At 31.6% G+C, this 20,670-nt stretch carries 14 protein-coding genes; all 14 read right to left on the bottom strand.

What is annotated here, in order from left to right:
* Window position 1: 1 nt before the first annotated feature.
* A complete protein-coding gene (locus ACKTSC_RS01705) occupies window positions 2-1,540 on the bottom strand; it encodes a lipopolysaccharide biosynthesis protein (protein WP_407856663.1) in 1,539 nt (512 codons plus the stop codon).
* A 23-nt stretch (window positions 1,541-1,563) separates the two neighbouring features.
* Entirely contained in the window at window positions 1,564-2,538 is a 975-nt protein-coding gene (locus tag ACKTSC_RS01700) for a glycosyltransferase family 2 protein (protein WP_407856662.1), read from the bottom strand.
* Window positions 2,539-2,556: 18 nt separating this feature from the next.
* Entirely contained in the window at window positions 2,557-3,537 is a 981-nt protein-coding gene (locus ACKTSC_RS01695) for a glycosyltransferase family 2 protein (protein ID WP_407856661.1), read from the bottom strand.
* Window positions 3,537-4,598: an NAD-dependent epimerase/dehydratase family protein gene (locus tag ACKTSC_RS01690; RefSeq protein ID WP_407856660.1), complete on the bottom strand. Its 1,062-nt coding sequence runs from the start codon at window positions 4,596-4,598 to the stop codon at window positions 3,537-3,539. The genes ACKTSC_RS01695 and ACKTSC_RS01690 overlap by 1 nt, the downstream gene beginning before the upstream one ends.
* Window positions 4,599-4,608: 10 nt before the next feature.
* Window positions 4,609-5,310, bottom strand: a complete 702-nt coding sequence (locus ACKTSC_RS01685; RefSeq protein WP_407856659.1) for an IspD/TarI family cytidylyltransferase — start codon at window positions 5,308-5,310, stop codon at window positions 4,609-4,611.
* Window positions 5,311-6,183, bottom strand: coding sequence for a LicD family protein (locus ACKTSC_RS01680; RefSeq protein WP_407855919.1), 873 nt, complete (start codon window positions 6,181-6,183; stop codon window positions 5,311-5,313).
* A 15-nt stretch (window positions 6,184-6,198) separates the two neighbouring features.
* A complete protein-coding gene (locus tag ACKTSC_RS01675; protein WP_407856658.1) occupies window positions 6,199-7,239 on the bottom strand; it encodes a glycosyltransferase family 2 protein in 1,041 nt (346 codons plus the stop codon).
* A gap of 14 nt (window positions 7,240-7,253) precedes the next feature.
* Window positions 7,254-8,645, bottom strand: a complete 1,392-nt coding sequence (locus ACKTSC_RS01670; protein ID WP_407856657.1) for a sugar transferase — start codon at window positions 8,643-8,645, stop codon at window positions 7,254-7,256.
* Between the two features lie 201 nt (window positions 8,646-8,846).
* Entirely contained in the window at window positions 8,847-11,555 is a 2,709-nt protein-coding gene (locus ACKTSC_RS01665) for a hypothetical protein (protein ID WP_407856656.1), read from the bottom strand.
* 190 nt (window positions 11,556-11,745) lie between these two features.
* The gene (locus tag ACKTSC_RS01660; RefSeq protein WP_407856655.1) at window positions 11,746-13,893 is read right to left on the bottom strand and encodes a glycosyltransferase family 2 protein; all 2,148 of its coding nucleotides are present in this window, start codon (window positions 13,891-13,893) and stop codon (window positions 11,746-11,748) included.
* A 4-nt stretch (window positions 13,894-13,897) separates the two neighbouring features.
* Entirely contained in the window at window positions 13,898-17,059 is a 3,162-nt protein-coding gene (locus tag ACKTSC_RS01655) for a glycosyltransferase (protein ID WP_407856654.1), read from the bottom strand.
* Between the two features lie 2 nt (window positions 17,060-17,061).
* Window positions 17,062-18,267: an ABC transporter ATP-binding protein gene (locus ACKTSC_RS01650; protein ID WP_332580545.1), complete on the bottom strand. Its 1,206-nt coding sequence runs from the start codon at window positions 18,265-18,267 to the stop codon at window positions 17,062-17,064.
* 14 nt (window positions 18,268-18,281) lie between these two features.
* Entirely contained in the window at window positions 18,282-19,094 is an 813-nt protein-coding gene (locus ACKTSC_RS01645; protein ID WP_332580546.1) for an ABC transporter permease, read from the bottom strand.
* A 322-nt stretch (window positions 19,095-19,416) separates the two neighbouring features.
* Window positions 19,417-20,670 carry an EpaQ family protein gene (locus ACKTSC_RS01640; protein ID WP_332580547.1) on the bottom strand — a complete coding sequence of 418 codons (1,254 nt, stop codon included), beginning with the start codon at window positions 20,668-20,670 and terminating at the stop codon, window positions 19,417-19,419.

Raw genomic sequence — 20,670 nt, 5'->3', positions numbered from 1 at the left:
ACTACCTCCGAAAAATTTTTTTTACAATATCTAATATAAACTTAAATTCGTTACTTCTATAATACAAAATTACATACAACAATGATGCTAATAAAAAAGATAATAAGCCTTTCAACAAAAAAGTAAGAATGTTAGAATCAAAATTAATAAAAAGAAATTTAGTACAATTTGACACTATTATTATAGAAAAAGCAAGATGCATAACATACCTTAAATAACTAAATAGTACATTTTTAATACTTGTTTCTAATGCATATATCGATACTATATATAGTTCAAACCAAAAAACAAAACAAATTGAAGAAATAATAGTTCCTATTAGTACACCGTTAATTCCCATTCTAAATACAATTAGCAAGACCATTGATACAACAAGGTTCAAACCTGCTTCAATGACCGGTTTATATCTCTGTTGCCAATATAATCCAAATGACTCAATAAAAACAATGTTGGTATTTCTATACACTTGTATTATAAAATTTAATATTATTAAAGCGACTGTTAATTGCGGTAAAAGATAGTTTTTGCCTACCCAAATACTAACAAAAGAGTTTATTAACGAAAATGTTAGTATAGAAAAAAAATAAACAAGAGTATGATTGATAAATAAATGGTTTTTATATAAAATATTCCCTCTATTTTTATTGCCTGAAACAGCAAAATTCCCCAAACTTGCAGTAATTGAATTTGTTATTTGTTTACATAAATTTTGAATACTGACAATTATTAACGAATAATTTGAATATATTCCCACGGCTGTCAAGCCAACAAATCCTGAGATTAGTATATTATCCGTCCCCATGACAATTACTCCACCAAGTTTTGAAGACATATTTCCTATTACATTTTTTTTTATCTCTTGTTTTAGTTCAGGTTCAATGATATCTGGATTAATACTTTTTAAAAATGGATACTTTTTATCTGTAATAATTGAAATGCTTATATTACCTATCAAAGTAAATAATATTTGCACAATCAAAAAGAATGCAAAATTTTTAAAAAGATATAATCCTAAGATTTGAACAATATTCATAAACAACAAAAAAACAAAATCGTTTAAAACTACTAAATAATTTTTTTGGTCTGCAATTATTAGAGATCTTTTATATGTAAAAAAGTAACTCGCAACAGAATTTATCAGGAAAAGGATATAATACATATACACTTTATGCATTTCTATATTACTGTCTTTTATAATGAAAGGTAATGTTGGAATAATTAACATGCCTAGTATTCCAATCACAACCCCAATCATTTCATAAGCCTTTTTATACAACCTCATAAGTGAAACAATATGTTTTTTATCATTTTCAGCTAATGGTCTATAGAGTGAAAATACTATAGATGTTCCAATTCCTAATTCTGCTAAAGATAAAAAACTTAATATATTATTAAATAATCCATTTAATCCTAAATACTGCGCCCCTAAATAGTTTATAAAAAAACTTCTTGCAATAAATTGAATTATTAGTCTTATAACATATATAAATAACGAGATAGAAGAATTTATTAACGAATACTCAAGTCGACTTTTTTTCATAACGTACTCCTCTCAAATAAGAGTTAATTAACTGCTTTTATTTTTTTATATTGTAGAATAACAGGCAATTTGTAAAAAGATAGACCACACATTAAAAGAATCATAGATAATTTTCTCTGCTTAGTTAATCTTTTATTTTTCATTATAAATAAAAAATTATTTGTTAAAAAGCTTCGAATATTACGCTTTTCTTTCTGAAATTCTTTATTTTTAGAAAACACTAATTTATCTAACACAACAAAATTAGCCCAACACAATCTAGTATGAGCCTTATTGTATAAATCAGGATATTTATTGTTGATCCACGATTCATTTATTTCCCATATTTCAATGAAATCAATATCACTTTTAGTAAATTTCTTACTTGTAATACTCCCTTCTCTATGGTAATAATAATATTTTTGTGTTGTATCAATATGAACTTGATTACAGCTATCTAGAATATCAAAAATTACTGCTGCATCTTCTCCAACTTTTCCTTTTGGGTATCTTATTTCCTTGAACAGATCTTTTTTATATAATTTATTTACTGCATTTGCTACTAATATGTTTCCGTCAAGAACTAAGTCTATTGCTTCTTTACTATTTACTACCCTCGAATAGTGTTCTAACTTTTGAATGTCTTTTCCCTTATGTACATTGTAAATGCCGCAAGTTGACATATCAGATCCTGAATTTTTTATATTAGAATATAAAAATTCATACATATCCCTATCTACATAATCGTCACTATCTATAAACCCTAAGTATTTTCCTTTTGCATAGTCAATACCAAAATTTCTAGCATCACTAAGACCACCATTTTTTTTATGCAGAACTTTAATCCTAGAATCTATTTTCGCAAACTTATCGCAGATTTCACCAGATTTATCAGTTGAACCATCATCAACCAAAATTATTTCAATATCTTTAATCGTTTGAGAAATTAGAGAGTTAATACATTTTTCTAAATAATTTTCTACATTATAAACTGGAACAATAATACTTATTTCACACACAGTATTTCACCTCAGTAATTAACTTTTGTAAAGTTTATTATTTTTCTTTATCACTACGTATTTATACAAGTTTCTATTAATGCTTAATAGAACTATAGAAAACTTCCTGTTTAAAGTAAAACTAGGATATTTCATTATAAAATTTTTTTCATTTAATATTTTTTTAGAAAGAGTAACTATTGTTCTCTCAACATAATTATTATATTCTCTAGATAACAATGCCTTATCTAACACAAAAAAATAAGACCAACAAGTCCTTTTCCTATAAGAATCAGCTAGCTCAGGATATAGTCGTAATACGTCATTCTTATTCTCTTTCCAAGCATCAATAACGTCAAAAGTTTTTTTAGAGAAATTAGATCCCATTATGCTATTTTTGTGCCTAACATAATAGTACTTTTCCAAGTTAGAAACTACAAATTTTTTTGAAATAGATAATAATTTCATAATAATAAATGCATCTTCAAAAGTGCGCCCTTGAGGAAACCTAATAGTTTCAAATAATTCTCTACGATAAAGTTTATTCCAAGCATATGCATAAAAACAGGTTCCTTCTAAAACACTTCGCATTACCTGTTCTTGATTTAACACTTTCACTGTAGAAGAATGTCTCTTCAAACTAAATTGATCGTTATAAACAGAAATCAATTCAATTGAACTTATATCTGCATTATATTTGACTATATTTTTATATAAAATTTCATACATATCATCCGCAATGTAATCATCACTATCAATAAAACCTAAATATTTACCTTTAGCAATATTTATTCCTGCATTTCTGGCGCTACTTAATCCACCATTTTCTTTATGGATTACCTTTACTCTAGGATCTTTTTTAGCATACTCATCACAAATAGTTCCTGAATTATCCGGAGAGCCATCATCTACTAAAATCAACTCAAAATCAGTAAACGTTTGAGCTAAGATTGAATCAACACATTTTTCTAAATATTTTTCCACCTTATAAACAGGAACTATAATACTTATCTCACACATTAAACTCGCTCATTTCTTATCAATTCGACTGTATTTTTTAATGCTTCTTTCAATTTGAAAATGGGTTTCCAGCCAAGTTCTTCAATTTTTTCAGAAGCCAAAATTGCTTGATTTGCAGTTGAGAATCCCTTACGTTCTTCTTCATCTGGAAGGTCAAAAATTACTTTTTTTTGATTTAATGAAGCTAATTCATTCGCTAAATCTCGCAAATGTAAATTAAATTCTTCTACAGCAATATTATAAGCTTCTCCCTTTTCACCAGTAGCTAATAGAAAAAGTAATGCATAAACAACATCGCCCACATAAGCATATGAGAAATATTGATTCCCTTCGCTTTTTAAAACGATGTCTTCATTATTGACTGCATTAATAATAAATTGCGAAGAAGCCTTGGAATCATTTAATAGCATTGTGGGACCAAAAGTACGACAAATTCTCGGAATCACAATATCTAAATTGTATTTTGCAATGTATGCTTGGCAAAGGCTCTCGCTCGCACGTTTCCCCTCAGGATATCCGGCTCTCAACGTATTGCAGTCAATATAGCCACAGTAATCCTCAGAAAACTGCTTCACATCTCCTCTATTCTCTCCATATATTTCGACCGTTGAAAGAAAGACAACTCGTTTAGATCCTTGACTAACCGCAAAGTCTAAAACTTGTTGCGTCCCCATTAAATTAGTCATAATTGTTCCAATTGGATCGGTTGTATAAGCTCGAGGATGAGTATTACTAGCTCCATGAAAAATATAATCTATCCCTTCGGTAATATTTGAAGGAATTTCATTAGTAACATCGGCTTCTACTGCATGAAAAAATTGTGATTCTAAATATATTGAGAATCGTGATTCTAATCGTCCTCTACTTCTACCCATTGCAAAAATATGAATATTAGCATTAAACTGCTCATTTCTTCTCATTAAAAGATCAACCATATAAGAACCGATCATACCTGTTGCACCGATAATTAAAAATGAATGATTATCAATTTTATTCCAATTATTTTTTGCTTGGTTGATTTTGTCTAACTCAGAAAGGTATGTCTTATTTTCTAATAACACACTTCCACCTCTACTTCTTCATTTTCAAGTATGCTTTAAATAACTCTAAATCATCTTGTGTAGTTAATTTAATATTTTTATCCGAACCCGCAGCGAAATATAAAGTTTCACCTAATTCAACCATCATTGTATTCGTATAAGAAGAATCAGACATTCCAATATTTTCCTTAACAGCTTTATCATAAGCCCAAGATAATTTACCAAATTGGTACGCCTGAGGTGTCGAAACTCTACGTAATGTATTCCGGTCAATATACTGCTTAGTTGTCTCTTCAGTATATTTGACAAAAATTTGCTCGTTGTATGGTAGCGATGTTACACTATTTCCAAATTCTTGAGATTTTACAATTACATCTGATAAAACAATCTCATCAACTAATGGACGAATACCATCATGAATAATGATCGTATCGTCATCCGTAGAGTGCTCTTTTAAAAATTGGACACCATTATTGATTGATTCCTGTCCTTTTGAACCTCCTGGAATGATCCACTGAACTTTCTTAAGGCCATATTCTTTAATGTAGCCCCATAGAGTTTCTTCCCAGCCATGTTTGCATACTACTAAAACTCGATCAACCATTGGGTGTTGCTCAAATGTTTCTAGCGTATAAATGATGATTGGCTTACCTTCAATTGTTATAAATTGTTTTGGAATATCTTGACCCATTCTTTTTCCGACTCCACCGGCAATTATCAAAGCTGTAATCATTTATTTACTCTCCTTATTTATTAAATAATAAATTCCTTTATACTTTTTATATGAATTATTTGGATCTATATAAACAGTCTCATGGTGAGCCACGCGTTGTTCAACAGGGGGAAGTTTCATATAATTGCCAAATACTTTTTTTAAATAATTATCATAGCCTATAGGGATAGGTAACTCAGTATCTTCAAAAGGTACTAATTTGGCACCTACGAAATCTGCTTCTGAATAAACATTTCCCATATATCTAGGACCAACACATAGTTCTGTTACAATACCTGTATTTTTTTTATTGAATTTAGTCATTTTTCTCTCTGCAAATTTCCATAAATAATATTTGTTCGTTTGGCCTGGAACTAATCCCAGTAATACTTTTCCTAGTATGGCAAATAGCTTCCCGTGGTTTTGAGGTATTTGCTGGCTACAATAAACCGCATAGACAGTTGCCCAAAATTTTTGGATTTTTTTTTGATATTCTTTTTCCGGGGCTACATCTAAAGGGAAAATATCGATCTGTATCCCGTGACAAATATCTAAATCAGATTGATAAGTTTTTATAAAAGTCGTATCTTTATCTCTCAGTGTAGTGAATGAATTTCTATCATTATACTCTTTAGAAGCTCTTAACAAGATATACCTTGAGTTGTCTTCTTGAGCAGTCCATAAATCCATTAATCTAATGTAGTCTTTTCTTGGCATAAAGAAATCTAAGTCATCATCCCATGGGACAAATCCCTTGTTTCTAATTGAACCTATAGCTCCACCACCACATAAGTAACACAACAAATTATTTTTTTTACAAAAATCATAAAAATATTGTGCGAGTTGCAAACTTGTAGTTTGTACTTGATACAATTCTTTATCTTTACTATACATACTGTCCCTCTATTTTTAATACTTTCTCTTTAAAATTGCCATAACTCCTGGCATTTTGTTTTCAACAAACGATCCTGTAGTTAGTACCGTTCGTACTACTGAATTAGGCATATTAAATAGCAACTTAGTAATTTTTTTTGCTGTTGTATCAGTTTTGGCAATTTTTTTAGCTTCAATAATTGAATCATCATTTAATACCGAATCAACCGCTATTCTTTTTTGTTTTTTATTCAATTTATTTGTGGCTAAAATCGAAAAAATGACTGACGTAGTACCTTTCAGTAATAGTGCAGCCATTCCTTCCTTATGTTGATCATCTGTAATTGAATTACTGCGCTCATAGAACTCTTTAAATGTCTGAAATTTATTGTCATTGTATTGGTTAGTTATGCCTTGTCCGCCTTCAAATTCATAGATATATTCAATCCTAGGATTCATGACGACCTTAGCACAATATTTATAGTAATCTAAATTGAATATTCGGTCTTCACAACTGTGATAATTCTTAAACCGAATAGCATATTTTTGAATAATATCTCTACGATAACACTTATTCCATACAACATACATCAATTGCTGGTTCATTAGTTCATACATATCTGCTAGAAATTCTTTATTGGTTTCATAAACGTATTCATTTACTAAATATTTTTTTTCATCTGCTATTTGCTTTTTGTCTAACGTTCTAAAAGTAAACGAACTAATGATTAAATCAAGTTCAGCATGTACAGAAATAATCTTTGCATAATCATTTAGAATCATTTTTTCAGGATAGTCATCTGCATCAAAAAAAAGCAAGTATTCTCCTTGAGCATGTTCTATTCCATAATTACGAGCCATGCCTGGACCTTGATTATTTTTATCTAACACTTTAAAACGACTGTCTGAGGAAATGGCTTGATTTAGTACATTTTTTGTATCATCAGTCGATCCATCATTAACCAGTATTACTTCAAAATTATTATTATCTAACTCTTTTAAAACATTGACAGTTCTGGTAATTGTTGAAGCTGCATTGTATACAGGAATGATAATACTGAATTTTGGTACTGACATTTTCTCACCTCAGACTATTGTAAAATCTTTTCTTTTGGAAAGTCCATTTTTTCTAATGATGTACAGATTTCATCTTCTTCTAATCCTTGGGAAGAGACTTTATCAAACAAAATCTTGATTGTTTGTAATAAGATTTTCAAATCCAACATAAAAGAATATTTTTTTATATATAATAAATCAAATTTCAATTTACTATTATAATCAGAAGCATATTTACCATACACTTGAGCGTAGCCCGTTATCCCCGCACGCACATTATGACGTAAATAATAGTACGGATTTTCAGCGTTAAATTGCTCTACAAAAAATGGACGCTCCGGACGAGGCCCGACAATCGACATATCACCTTTTAAAACGTTGATCAATTGAGGTAACTCATCGAAACGTACTGCTCGAATAAATTTCCCTACAGGCGTCACGCGAGCATCATTACTTTTTGCTAATACTGGTCCTGATTTTGATTCCGCAGTTGCACTCATTGACCGGAATTTATAAATAGGAAATTCTTTTTGATCCTGTGTGATTCGAATTTGTTTATAAATAATAGGACCCGGTGAAGTAACTTTTACCAAAATCGCTGTTATCAACATAAATGGTGAAGCAATTACTAATAGAATCAATGAGACAATAATATCAAACAAACGCTTTAGCGTAGCATCTTCAGAAGGAATTTTAAAGCCTGTAGATTCAATGATGCTCTCGTCTTCAAAATTCATTATATTAGGATTTATCGTTACCAAATTTTCAAACGTTGTATTCAAAAATAATTTTTTTTCTTTTTTGATAGCCAGCTGATAGATTTTCATTTTTTCGACTTCATTAATTTCTGATGCCAAATAAACAATATCAACATCATCAATGATTTTTTCTAAATTTTCATAAAAGTGATCTAACACTACAGATTGCACTTTATGTTTATTATTTTTTTGTGAACTGAAATTTTGAATAGCTGGTGCTACTTCTTTTTCAAATCCAATAATCGTTACATTCTTGTCTACGCCAAATTTCATATAAGCTTTATAAATAATCGCCCGATAAATTATCAGTAAAATTGTACCTAACAAGAATGATATCAAAATAACCATTCTTGGAAATGCAAACCAACGGCCAGCAAATGTGATGATCATAATTCCCAAAGACATTAAAAATTGTCCAATCACTGTGACAAAAACGATATCGCTGACAATTCGATTATAAAAAACGTACGTCCCCAATAGTACATTTAATATGATGAAGAAAATTGAAATAAATAATGCTGAACTTTCAAATGTTTGAAAGTTTCTTTCCGGAATGGTCCCTCCAAATTTTAACCAAAAACTAAAATAAATAGAGAAATTGTAAACAATCACGTCCATCAGGATAATAAAGATTCGACGTGCCGCACTCCACTCACCATTTTTATTCATATAAACACTCCTAATCCACAAAATAATCCATTACACATCTTACCATATAGCAAAAAAAAAAAGTAGCGTTGCCTTATAAAAGTAATGAAAAAGAAAAGAACAGAAAGTGGTCAAAAATATTCATTTGACTACTCTCTATTCTTTTTAAAGCTTAGCTTGATTAGTTATTTAACTATACTTATTTAGTTTGTCTGTCCATTATTAATCTTGAGGGAATAAATAAATTTTAGAGAATCTTGTACCCGAAAAAATATTCGAAGTCATATTTCCTGCCAACACTTGGTGCCAAATTTTATTTTCAGTTGAACTATTTCCCCAAAAAATCCCAATATGACAATCATAATTTATATCCGTCCATACAGGATCAAAATAGATAATATCTCCTTTTTGAGCTTTTCCACTCTTCAATAATGCATCCACTGAGTTAAAGGTATAATATTCCGTATTTCTCATCAAGGCATCGCGCCAATTATAAGCATTGGCATAGCTGCCCCAACCTTGAGTGATCCCCGAAATTCTATTTAGATTCCCACCACTTCGACGCATCACACAAGCTACGAAACCAGTACAATTCATCCCTGGACCATAAGCATTGGGGGCTCCATAAGGACTTAAGAAAGGTTCAGGATTACTAGATGATAATCCGCGATATGGAGTCCCAAAGTAAAAGCGATCATTTTGATGAGCGCTCAATTCATTTACTACACGTTGACGAGTTGTACCTAGATAACTCGCCGCTCCCTTGCGTTCTCTCACTGCACCACTATTTACATAACCAAACCATTTTCCATTAGCTTCATATAAAGAATAATAGGTTGATCCATTCATATGTTTGTAATACCATTTTACTTGATAAGTTTTATTAATCAGTGAATTTGTTCGTGTTTTTTCATTCCAGTTAAAGTTATTCCAAATTGAATATCCATTTTTTATAACGAGTACTGATTTGTTTGTTGAAAAACCAGTACCTTGAGCACCAGATACAGTTGTAGCACCATCTGCATTCAAATATCCTTGCCATTTTCCATTATTGTCATAAATAGATAAATATTTTGATCCATTATAATGACGATACCAACCTGTAACTTTGTAAGTTTTTGTATTCAAATTTTTAGTGGATGTTCCATTTTTAAAATTAAAGTCTTTCCAAATTGTCCAATTACTTTTATTTACAGTAGCATATTGACTTGTACTATTCCATTTTCCTCCAGGATTATTAGTAACTTGTGCTCCTTCTGCATTTAAATATCCCAACCATTTTCCACTATTGTCATAAATAGATAAATATTTTGATCCATTATAATGGCGATACCAACCAGTCGCTCGATAGGTCCGCTGATAAAGATTTTTAGTTGAACTACCACTTTTAAAATTGAAATCTTTCCAAATCGTCCAATTATTTTTAGTTATAGTAACGTATTGATTTGTACTATTCCATTTTCCACCTGGATTATTTACAACTTGGACTCCTTCTGCATTTAAATATCCTAGCCAGTTACCATTATTGTCATAAATAGATAAATATTTTGATCCATTATAATGGCGATACCAACCAGTCGCTCGATAGGTCCGCTGATAAAGATTTTTAGTTGAACTACCACTTTTAAAATTGAAATCTTTCCAAATCGTCCAATTATTTTTAGTTATAGTAACGTATTGATTTGTACTATTCCATTTTCCACCTGGATCATTTACAACTTGAGCTCCTTCTGCATTTAAATATCCCAGCCAATCCCCATTATTATCAAAGATAGACAGATATTCTGCACCATTAAAATGTTTATGATATCCAGTTACTTTATAAGTTCCTTGGTACAAATCTTTTGTAGAATTTCCATTTTTAAAGTTGAAATCTTTCCAAATTGTCCAATTATTTTTAGTAATACTCACATAGTAATCTGCCGAATGCCAAATCCCACCTGGATTCACTGCTTTTTTGATTGTATTTTCTTCTACAAATCCTTTGAAATTAGCACTGTTATCATAAAGAGCATAATATTTTTTACCATCTAAATGGTAGTACCATTCTTTGACGTTAAAGGTTTGATTCATTATTTTTTCGGTGGTACCTACTTCAGTAAATTCTAAATTGGTCCATATCTTTTGATCATCTTTGATCACTGTATAGTAATCGTTTACAATATTTGCTTTACCAAAAGGATTCTCCGAAATTTTTAATGCTATAGATGTTACAAGGCCAATTTTTTGATTATTCATATCGCTCAATAAATAATAAGTCGTTCCATCAAAATGATTATAATATCCATCAATTTTAAAAGTTTGGTTCATTATTTTTTCTGTCGTACCTTGTTTCTGAAACTGCTCATTTAGCAAATCTACATTAGGTGAATCAATGCTAGCGTATACATTATTTTCAGAGTAAAACTTACCTTGATTCCCTTCCACTACTTCTGCACTTATAGGACGAATATAGCCAACTACATGATCAGCTAAATTAGAAAGTTCATAGTATTCTGTGCCACTTTCACCAATAACTGTTTGAGCAGAAAATGTTTTTTGATACTGCTGCTTTTTATCCTCAATGATAGTTCCATCTGGTTTATCTAATAATTCATAATTTTTATCAGTAATTGAAATATAAAACTTTTCATCTGTTGGTACTAATCTTACGGTATTTTGATCCTCATTTGATTCTGTAGTTATAGTATTTCCTTGATCACTAGTGCTTGTTGTGGAAGATCCTGAAGTTTCATTACCTACTACCGTACTACTTGATGATATTTCCGTGGACTCAAAAGCGTCTAAAGAACTACTTGTTTGAAATTCGCTAGAATTTAATAAAGAATTAGCCTCTGTAGATGTTTCTGTTGCAACATATTTAAATCCTAGCAAAGGAACACATAGGCTGATTGCTAAAAAAGATATCCCCAACACTTTTACTTTTTTCATAACTATCGTCAAATAATTCAGAAAAATTATTCAACTTCCCTCCCTATTATTTAATAACTTTATAAATATTTTATCATATAAAAAAATATTTTTTACCTTTTTTGATTGGCTATTTATATAAATTAGAATTAATAAAAAGCAGTAATCAAATTTTTAAAATTTAATTGCTGCTTTTTATTTATAATAAATCTTATTTCACTTTGAGTCTAACTGAAAAATCGCCACCGGATCTAGTCAAGTTTCGATTATAGTATGGATCGTTTTCTATATACTTTGCCCATTTTTCTTCCATATATTTTGTCTCAGCTTCAAAACGAGCTTGTTTTTCCGGCGTGTTTTCATATCCACGTGATTGAGATTCAAAATGGTATAACTCAACTCCGTGAAGCCAGACATTATCATGACCTTGCTCGTATTCTTTTAAACATAGATCAACATCATTGAATGCCACCGTCAATTCTTCATTAAATCCGCCGATTTCATTAAAATCATTTGCTCTTATCATTAAGCAAGCCGCAGTTACTGCTAAATAATCAACATTTATCTCTAATTTTCCAAAATAACCAAAGTCACCTCTTGGATACGTATGATGTCCATGCCCAGCAGCGCCACCCATACCTAATATAACACCGGCATGTTGAATTGTATTATTAGGATAATATAATTTAGCCCCTACACAGCCAATCCGTTCAAATTGAGCCAATGAAACCATCTTCGTCATCCACTCGGGTGTAATGACTTCCGTATCATTATTTAAAAACAACAAATACTTTCCTTTAGCTACTTTTGCAGCTAAATTATTAATGCGTGAATAATTAAATGGGATATCAATGGATTCTACAACAAATTTTTCACCTAATTGTTTTTGATATTTTGCATACAATTGTTTCATTTCAGGCTGATCACTACCATTATCCGCCATTATAATTTCGTAATTAGGATAGGTTGTTAATTGTATAATCGAATCTATACAACGTTTCACATCATCATAACCGTTACGAGTCGGAATGATCACACTAACCAAATCTTCCGATAAAACTTTATAATCGACATCGTATAATCCATTACCTGCAGCATGATTTACTGTAGCTTCAATTTTCCGTCGATCAATTGCGTCTTTGACTGCTTTTAAACCGGCATCAAATGCATAGCTTTTCGTTGATTGATCTGCGGCAGTGGAACTTGGCAAAATGCGCCAATAATATAAAATTTGTGGAATGTGCGCAATCCGCTTTGCTTCTGTCTGCTCAGTAAAACGTAAAACTAAATCAAAATCTTGCGAGCCTTCATATCCAACACGAAATCCACCAATTGTATTCATGATTGAACGTCGATAAACACCTAAATGAGAGATATAATTTGTACCTAATAATAAATCAGGTGACCAATCGGGTTTAAATGCAGGGTCAAAGCGATTACCCTCCATATCAATTTTATCTTCGTCAGAATAAATCAAATCCAATTCTGGATTTTCATTTAGTTTTTTGACAATTTCATACAAAGCAATTGGCGCTAACTCGTCATCATTATCTAATAAAGCAACGAACTCTCCAGTTGCTATTTCTAGCGCTGAATTTGTTGCTTTAGAAATATGTCCGTTTTCTGATCTAAAAACAATTTTGATTCGTGAGTCTAGTGCAGCATATTTTTCTAACATTGGTCGGACAGCTGCATCAGTCGAATGATCATCTGCCATACATAATTCCCAATTGGGATAAAATTGATCCTGAACAGATTCAATACACTTTGCTAACCATTTTTCCTCCACATTGTAAACGGGCATTAAAATAGAGATGGTTGGTTGATAGTCAAATGCTGCTATTTCTGCTTTGATTGCATCCAGATCCCAATTCTCATTTTCAGCAATCCATTGTTGATAGCTTGTATCTGACTGTTTGTTCTTTTCTAATTTAACTCGACGCAATGTATTTTTTACTCCGTTACGCTTTAAGTAGCCTAATCCTTTGCGAGCTTTCCCATAAAAATTATGGAATTGGGAAGGCTTTTTAGGTGTTTTGACAATGTTCTCATTGGGAATAAACTGTTTAGCCTGTTTTACATCTCCAAAAATAAACTCCACTAGAATCGCTCTAGCAGGATCTATGATTTCAATCATCAATTGGAAGCCCATCGATAAACTAGCACTTGTTTTATGCGCTGCCGCGACATCTGATCGAGGATAGATCTCAATCTTCTCACTTGTCACATTATCAGTACCTATTTTGATCTCAGGTACTAATTTTGTTGTTAAATCTAATGCCCATCCTTTAACTTCTAACTTCTTAGTTGCTGGTTGATAACTGCATTGATCAATGCAAATTTGTTCATTTTTTGCCATCGGATTAACCTCCTATGCTGAATTGATTTGGATTGATCAATGGATCATTCAATTCTTGTGAATATTTTTTGGCTAAGCTTTCATATGCTTCCTTTTTGATACTAAAATGATTGTCACCTGGATAACGTACTTCAAAGTAAGGATCAAAAATCAATTTTTTATTTTTTTCTGCTAAACGAATCGAAAAATCAATTCCTTTGATTTGAGTAGGCATCGTTAAATCAAATCCGCCGATTGCTAAGAAATCCGTGCGTTCAATAATCAAACAATCTTCCGTTGCAGTATAAATTTCTCGTGGCAATGTTGGTCTAAAATAAGTTCCTATCGTTTTATTCGATAAACCTTGTTGCTCATAAATAATCCGTTCATTTTCTGAATCGATAATCACTCCACAATTAAAAATTGCTTCATCTTTACTAATAATTTTTCCAGTTACAGCTCCAACTTCTGGTAAGCGAACAAAATTCATGGCTTCTTTTAACCAAGTATCTTTAGTAGGAAGCATGTCTGCTGATAAGAAAACTAAATAGTCCCCAGTGGCTAATTCTGCTAATTCATTGTCATTCTTACTAGAATAAGTTTTTATTTTTTCGTCTGCTAAGCTATTTGAATTTGTCAAAATTTCAAAATGAGGCCAATCAGTCTTTAGAAGCTCCGCCAAATAGCTTTGACCTGGGTTTCCAGACAAAATAATCGAAACCTTAGGATTCTTTTTATAGCTAAAATCAATTTTATAAGCACCGTAATTCTTAGTCATTGTCACAACACCGGATAAACCGCGCCGTTCCAAAGCTGATTGTAATGCCTCTTTTCCAGCAACATACGCATATTCTTTACTTTGCGGATCCATTGCTACTGAAGTCTCGATTGTTCGCCAATGATACAAAATATTAGTGATATGATGAATTTTTTTAGCTACTTCTGTTGCACGTAAAACAAAATCATAATCTTGACTACCATTAAACTCGGTTCTTAATCCACCAACCTCATCGATAATCGAACGTTTAACTACTACAAAATGAGTAATATAATTATGACCTAGCAATAGAGTTTCGTTCCAATTTGGCTTGAAGAAAGGATCAAAGCGTTTTTCACTCATTGATAATTTGTCTTCATCTGTATAAATGAATTCTCGTTCTTGATCTTCATTCAACGCATTAACTACTGCTAAAAGTGCAGTATCTGCTAAGATATCATCATTATCTAGAAAACCAATATAGTCTCCAGTAGCAATTTCAATTGCTGAATTTGTTGCTTCAGAGATATGCCCATTTTTTTCTCGTAAAACAACACGTATTCTATCATCCTCAGCAGCCAATTCTTGCAGTAAAGGTTTGATGTGCGCTTTAGGTGAAGCGTCGTCTGCTAAACACAATTCCCAGTTCGAATAAACTTGATCGGTCAACGACTTAACACAAGCACGTAGCCATTTTTCATCCACATTATAAACGGGGACAACCAAAGATATTTTTGGTTGAAAAGCTAATTGCTCCATCATATCTATTAATTGCGCTTTAGTCGGTTCCTCGACTTTAGTAATCCACTCTTCGTAATTAGCACTTTGTTTTTTGGAATGTTGATAATTTTTCAAAGCCCCAGAAAAACCATTACGTTTGATTGAACTTAATAAGTGACGAATTTTTCTTGTAGTTGGCGTACTTGAATTTTTTTGTTTTTTTGCCACGATCGGGTATAAGTGACTTTCATCATCTAAAACAAATAATTTAATTTCTTCTAAAACTTGCATATCTTTTACAGTTAGAATAAACCCAAATTTTTCATCTGAGTCAATATTGAATACTTCATTTACATCAGGTCGATAGATATGATTGACTTGCAAACTATTCGTGGATTCAGCTAACAAATAATCTAGCGGTAGCTGTTTTCCCTCTGAAAAGCCCCAGCCTTTAATGATTGCTTCATTTTCAATTTCATTATTTTCAATTGATTCGATCGTTAATTTGATTCCTTCCATCTCACTACTTGCATCTACATAAGGAATCGTTTTGACCTGATAATCATATTGATCTAAATAATTCAATTTAGTCGATAATAAGCGGTTTTTTTCTTTTTCATTTGCGACATCATGCATCACTTTAACCTCAGAAGGAATAAAGTCTTCTTCATTCAATACATCGATAGTGACTGTGAATTGTTTTCCCGCGACTAAAGTCCCCGCAACGATAATATATGGTTCCTCTGTGATTTCAGGAAATAAAAATAAGTCTTCTTGATGCCATGAAGCATTTGTTTCTTCAATAGGCATCAATTTGTTATCGGCTACGACAGATATTTTTATTGTAGCAGGAACACTTCCTACAACAATTCTCAATTTTTCTGCATTTACTGGTGCTTGATGATTCGTTGTTTTATTTTCACCTGTATGGTTGTTGACAATATACGGTTCTACTTCAAATTTACCATTGATCAGATAGGCTAATTGTATTTGTTTATTGTAATTCGAATTAATAGGCTCTACCCGTTCAGGATCTTCCACAGGTTCTTTTCGCAAAGCGTAGAAATATTGATATACTTCTCCAAAAGGTCTATTTTTGAAGTCGTATTTGACCATTTGAGGCAATTCTTCATAGCTTGCAGATAATTCATTTTGACCGACTTGAGAATACGTGTAATCTTCACGACGAATAAATAAACCGATTCTGGTAAATAATTCTTCAAATCCATTTTGGGTATAAAAACTATTATGTGTACGATCTAAAAGGCCATATTGCTTCCAATCCAATTTATTATTAAATAAATCAATTAAAACAGAATTATGAGCCAAGTTAGGAAAAGTCAGTAATATTTCTCCGTTAGGTGCCAAAAATTTACTTGCCTCTTGTAATGCTTTTTCTGAGTCTGTCAAATGTTCTAATACATCAGCAAAAATAATAAAATCAAAAGACTTACCTGCAAAATGATTGTTCCAAGTATAATCTTCAATGTTTCCTAAAAAGCCGTCCTGGGCAAAGCCCATGACGTGCTCAAATAAAACTGGATCAAATTCAACAATCGATACTTTACAATTTTTTTCATTAATCAAATATTGAGTCATTCGGCCATTACCTGGACCAAACTCTAAAACAGAAGATCCTTCAGTGATTTGGCTAATAATTTTACCTACACTTGTATGTTCTTCTAGTGATAAATCAAAATCATACTTCATAGTTAAATCGTATCCTTCCACTTATGATCCAAAACAACAATACCTTCACCTACATATTTACCTGAAATAAACATTGTAAGATATCTTGTTTTATAAACTAATGGCACCGTTGCGTTTTCCTCAAAAAGTGCTACATCGAAATAATATTCTCCACCTAGAAGTGCCATTTTTTCATATTCTAAATAAAAAGTATTTTCTCCTTTTTCCCAAGGAATGGATTCTTCATCCAATAAAGTATTCAAACCACATACATAGTTATTATCCACCGTTCGAATTGCTACACCTAGAACAGGTTTTTTAATTGAATCATCTTTAACATTGTATACGACTTTAATGACAACTTTGCTGTCTTGTTCAACTAACTCTAATGGCTGTAAATTTTCATCTAATAATTCGGCCGATTTTACTTCTACAATATCATAAGCTGAAAATTCTTCTGATGATGAACTTTCACGGTCAACGGTTTTCAATGATTTTTTCTTTAAGAAATTTTCGTATGTTTCCGTAATTTCCATTGTTTCGCCTTCATCTTCTACTACACCATTCTTCAACCAATATACACGGTCACAAAAACGGCGAACAGCATTTACATCATGAGAAACGAAAAGGATTGTTTTACCTGCATTACGTAGCTCCGTGAATTTTTCCATACATTTTAATTGGAATTCTAAATCTCCTACAGCCAACGCTTCATCAACGATTAAGATATCAGGATCTACATTGATTGCAACTGCAAAGGCTAGTCGCACAAACATCCCACTAGAATAAGTTTTAACTGGTTGATATAAATGATCTCCGATATCTGCAAAGTTAATGATGTCGTCGACTTTCTCAGCCATTTCTTCACGAGAAAAACCTAGCACCATTCCATTAAGAAAAATATTTTCATACCCACTATATTCAGGATTAAAACCTGAACCTAGTTCTAGTAATGCGGCAATGTTCCCTTTTATTTTCACTTCACCAGAAGATGGCGTTAAAACACCCGTAATAATTTTTAAAATAGTCGATTTACCCGATCCATTTTCACCGATAAAACCAATCATTTCACCTTTTTGTACGGCAACATTTACATCGTTCAAAGCATAAAACACTTCATGATATGTTTTTCTTGAAGGGCTTAAAGCTTCTTTCAAACGATCTGAAGGCTTTTTGTACATATCATATTTTTTTGTTAAATGGTTAATTTCAATTACTGTTTCAGTCATTTAAATTTATCTCCTTATAGAACATCAGAAAAATGTGGTTTCAAGCGTTTGAAAACAATGCTGCCAACTATTAATAAGATGATTGTCACCACCCAGAAATAGATGGTTAGTAACGGTTTATCCCAAAACCATTGCTCACCGAAAAACGCATCACGATATCCTTGAACAACATAGAACATTGGATTGAATTTCAAAATAAATTGAATCGTTGGATGCGCAGCAAATTGATTGATACTCCATAAAACTGGCGTTCCCCACATCAATGCTTGCATGATCACTACAATGAATTGATTAATATCAGGGAAAAACGGTTGAATTGATGATGTGATCCATGTTAATCCTGTTAAAAACATAATCATACAAAATAGATAATAAACCAGTTGTAACAAGTGTAATCCTGGGATGATATGGTTGAAGAGCGCAACAACAAGCGCGATTACAATAAAGAAAATGTGCATATACATCGCTGAAAACAATTTTACAGAAGGCAGTATACGAATATTAAAAACAACTTTCTTAACTAAATAACTATATTCACGAAAAACATTGGTCGCTGAACCAAGTACTTCTGAAAAATACATCCATGGGACTAAACCAGTCAGTAGAAAAACGATAAATGGATATTTTCCATCCGTCATTGCTGCTTTAAATCCTACGCCAAAGACAAACCAGTAAGTTACTACCATAACCAATGGATTGGCAAAAGCCCAAAATATTCCTAAAGCTGATCCTGCATAGCGTGCCTTGAAATCATTTACAGAAAATTGTTTTAGTAGCGTGCGATTTTGAAAAATTTCTTTGAAAAAACTCAGTAGGTCTTTAAACATTTTTTTTCCTCTCATCTAACTCTTGATTTATTACTTTTCTAGTTGATTAACGTTATTATTCTACAGAAAGATAAATATAAAAGCAAGGTCATTCACAGACAGCAACAAGGTTTCATCACTCAATAAGAAAGAAGAAATAGCATTTCTTCTAATTAAAATTTTTTTCTTGATATACAATACTTAAAAAGTAGATAGTTCGTGAAATATTTTTAATCAAATAGACTTAATTTGGCAATTCTATATCAAAATTAATAGTTTAAATTAGGTAAAACAAAAAAGCTTAGATATTTTGATATGTCTAAGCTTTTTTTAAGTTTTTGTTTTATTGATGTCTTTGTGAACGAGTCATTGGATTTATTTCTTCATCCGACTCAAAAAATCCATCTATTTGTTCATCAGTCTCCACAGTAACCCAAATTTTATTTTTTTGCCAAGCCAAACCTAGTAAACAAAAAGTAATCGGAATCCAATAAGCAGCCATCAACGTATCTTCCATCGTTGATTGAAGCAGTACTCCAAAGAAAGCAATCAAAAAACTCCATTGGGTTGGTTGGGTATCTGATCTTAAAATTAAGAGCCAAACGTTATATAAGATAAACAAACTCATGAAAGTTAATCCAATTAATCCAAATGCACCAATCGTCGCATTGTAACTATTATGATTACCTAGAATTTGTGTTCCTCTATGAAACGTAAACGGTGGCATACCTACCCAAAATTGTTCTTTTACTTTAAATAGCGTTTGATAAAAATGTTTCCAAATATCTTCACGACCAGTAAATAAATCAATCTCACTTGAGTTAGCTAAAATAAGTGACAATGGAAAAATTCCGATCAAAAAAATACTATAGCCAATTCCATAGACCCATTTCATTTTCTCTTTTAAGAAATTAGGCCATAAATCAAAAAAGACAAAAAAGACAACAGCAATGAAAGCCGCTTGCGATTGTACGACCCAAGTACAAGCTAGAGCGATTAAATAGGTAGGGTATTTCAAATATTTTGCCCAGGTCCCTTCTAGAGATTGGAGTAATGTAATTGCAATAAAACTAGAACACATTATACTACTTCCAATTGTATTGGTATTAATCCATATCTCTTGAAGCTTATTACTTTTATCCCAGATACTAATTCCTTCAGTAGTCGGTATTTCTGTAAAAATACGATAAGCAGTGATCAGTAAAATCAGTAGCATCAAGCCAGCAAATAAGATTCTAATTTCTTTTGTAAATTCAACTAATTTAAAATCTATTACGATAAAAATAATCAATGCTAATGTAATATCCTGTAAAAAACCAGCTTCTCTCAAGGCATCAAATTGATGATAAAAAATAATAGAAGCGATTGCTAAAGCAATCCAAATGATATCACCCATTTTTAAACGATAAACGTTTAATAGTAATACTATTGTGGCACCTATTGGCATATAGCGGTTCATGTTCGCATATAAATTGAACATTCCTTGGGTACCAATTCCCTTTGTCCATAAGAAAAAGCATATTAAAGTCATTGCTATTAAAATAAAGGCACTAATTAAATTTAAAACTGCCGAGGTGTCTTTTCTTATTCGTTCCAT

This window comes from Enterococcus hailinensis, assembly GCF_045862035.1.
Taxonomy (GTDB): Bacteria; Bacillota; Bacilli; order Lactobacillales; family Enterococcaceae; genus Enterococcus_A; species Enterococcus_A hailinensis.
The sequence above is the reverse complement of the archived record's forward strand: the minus strand, read 5'-3'. Positions and strand labels throughout refer to the sequence as shown.

What these genes read in the sequence shown, in the direction of transcription:
- ACKTSC_RS01675 (WP_407856658.1), bottom strand. Translation starts at nt 7,239, where the DNA reads ATGTCAGTACCAAAATTCAGTATTATCATTCCTGTATACAATGCAGCT.
- ACKTSC_RS01670 (WP_407856657.1), bottom strand. Translation starts at nt 8,645, where the DNA reads ATGAATAAAAATGGTGAGTGGAGTGCGGCACGTCGAATCTTTATTATC.
- ACKTSC_RS01640 (WP_332580547.1), bottom strand. Translation starts at nt 20,670, where the DNA reads ATGGAACGAATAAGAAAAGACACCTCGGCAGTTTTAAATTTAATTAGT.
- ACKTSC_RS01680 (WP_407855919.1), bottom strand. Translation starts at nt 6,183, where the DNA reads ATGTATAGTAAAGATAAAGAATTGTATCAAGTACAAACTACAAGTTTG.
- ACKTSC_RS01705 (WP_407856663.1), bottom strand. Translation starts at nt 1,540, where the DNA reads ATGAAAAAAAGTCGACTTGAGTATTCGTTAATAAATTCTTCTATCTCG.
- ACKTSC_RS01650 (WP_332580545.1), bottom strand. Translation starts at nt 18,267, where the DNA reads ATGACTGAAACAGTAATTGAAATTAACCATTTAACAAAAAAATATGAT.
- ACKTSC_RS01645 (WP_332580546.1), bottom strand. Translation starts at nt 19,094, where the DNA reads ATGTTTAAAGACCTACTGAGTTTTTTCAAAGAAATTTTTCAAAATCGC.
- ACKTSC_RS01660 (WP_407856655.1), bottom strand. Translation starts at nt 13,893, where the DNA reads ATGGCAAAAAATGAACAAATTTGCATTGATCAATGCAGTTATCAACCA.
- ACKTSC_RS01655 (WP_407856654.1), bottom strand. Translation starts at nt 17,059, where the DNA reads ATGAAGTATGATTTTGATTTATCACTAGAAGAACATACAAGTGTAGGT.
- ACKTSC_RS01685 (WP_407856659.1), bottom strand. Translation starts at nt 5,310, where the DNA reads ATGATTACAGCTTTGATAATTGCCGGTGGAGTCGGAAAAAGAATGGGT.
- ACKTSC_RS01665 (WP_407856656.1), bottom strand. Translation starts at nt 11,555, where the DNA reads ATGAAAAAAGTAAAAGTGTTGGGGATATCTTTTTTAGCAATCAGCCTA.
- ACKTSC_RS01695 (WP_407856661.1), bottom strand. Translation starts at nt 3,537, where the DNA reads ATGTGTGAGATAAGTATTATAGTTCCTGTTTATAAGGTGGAAAAATAT.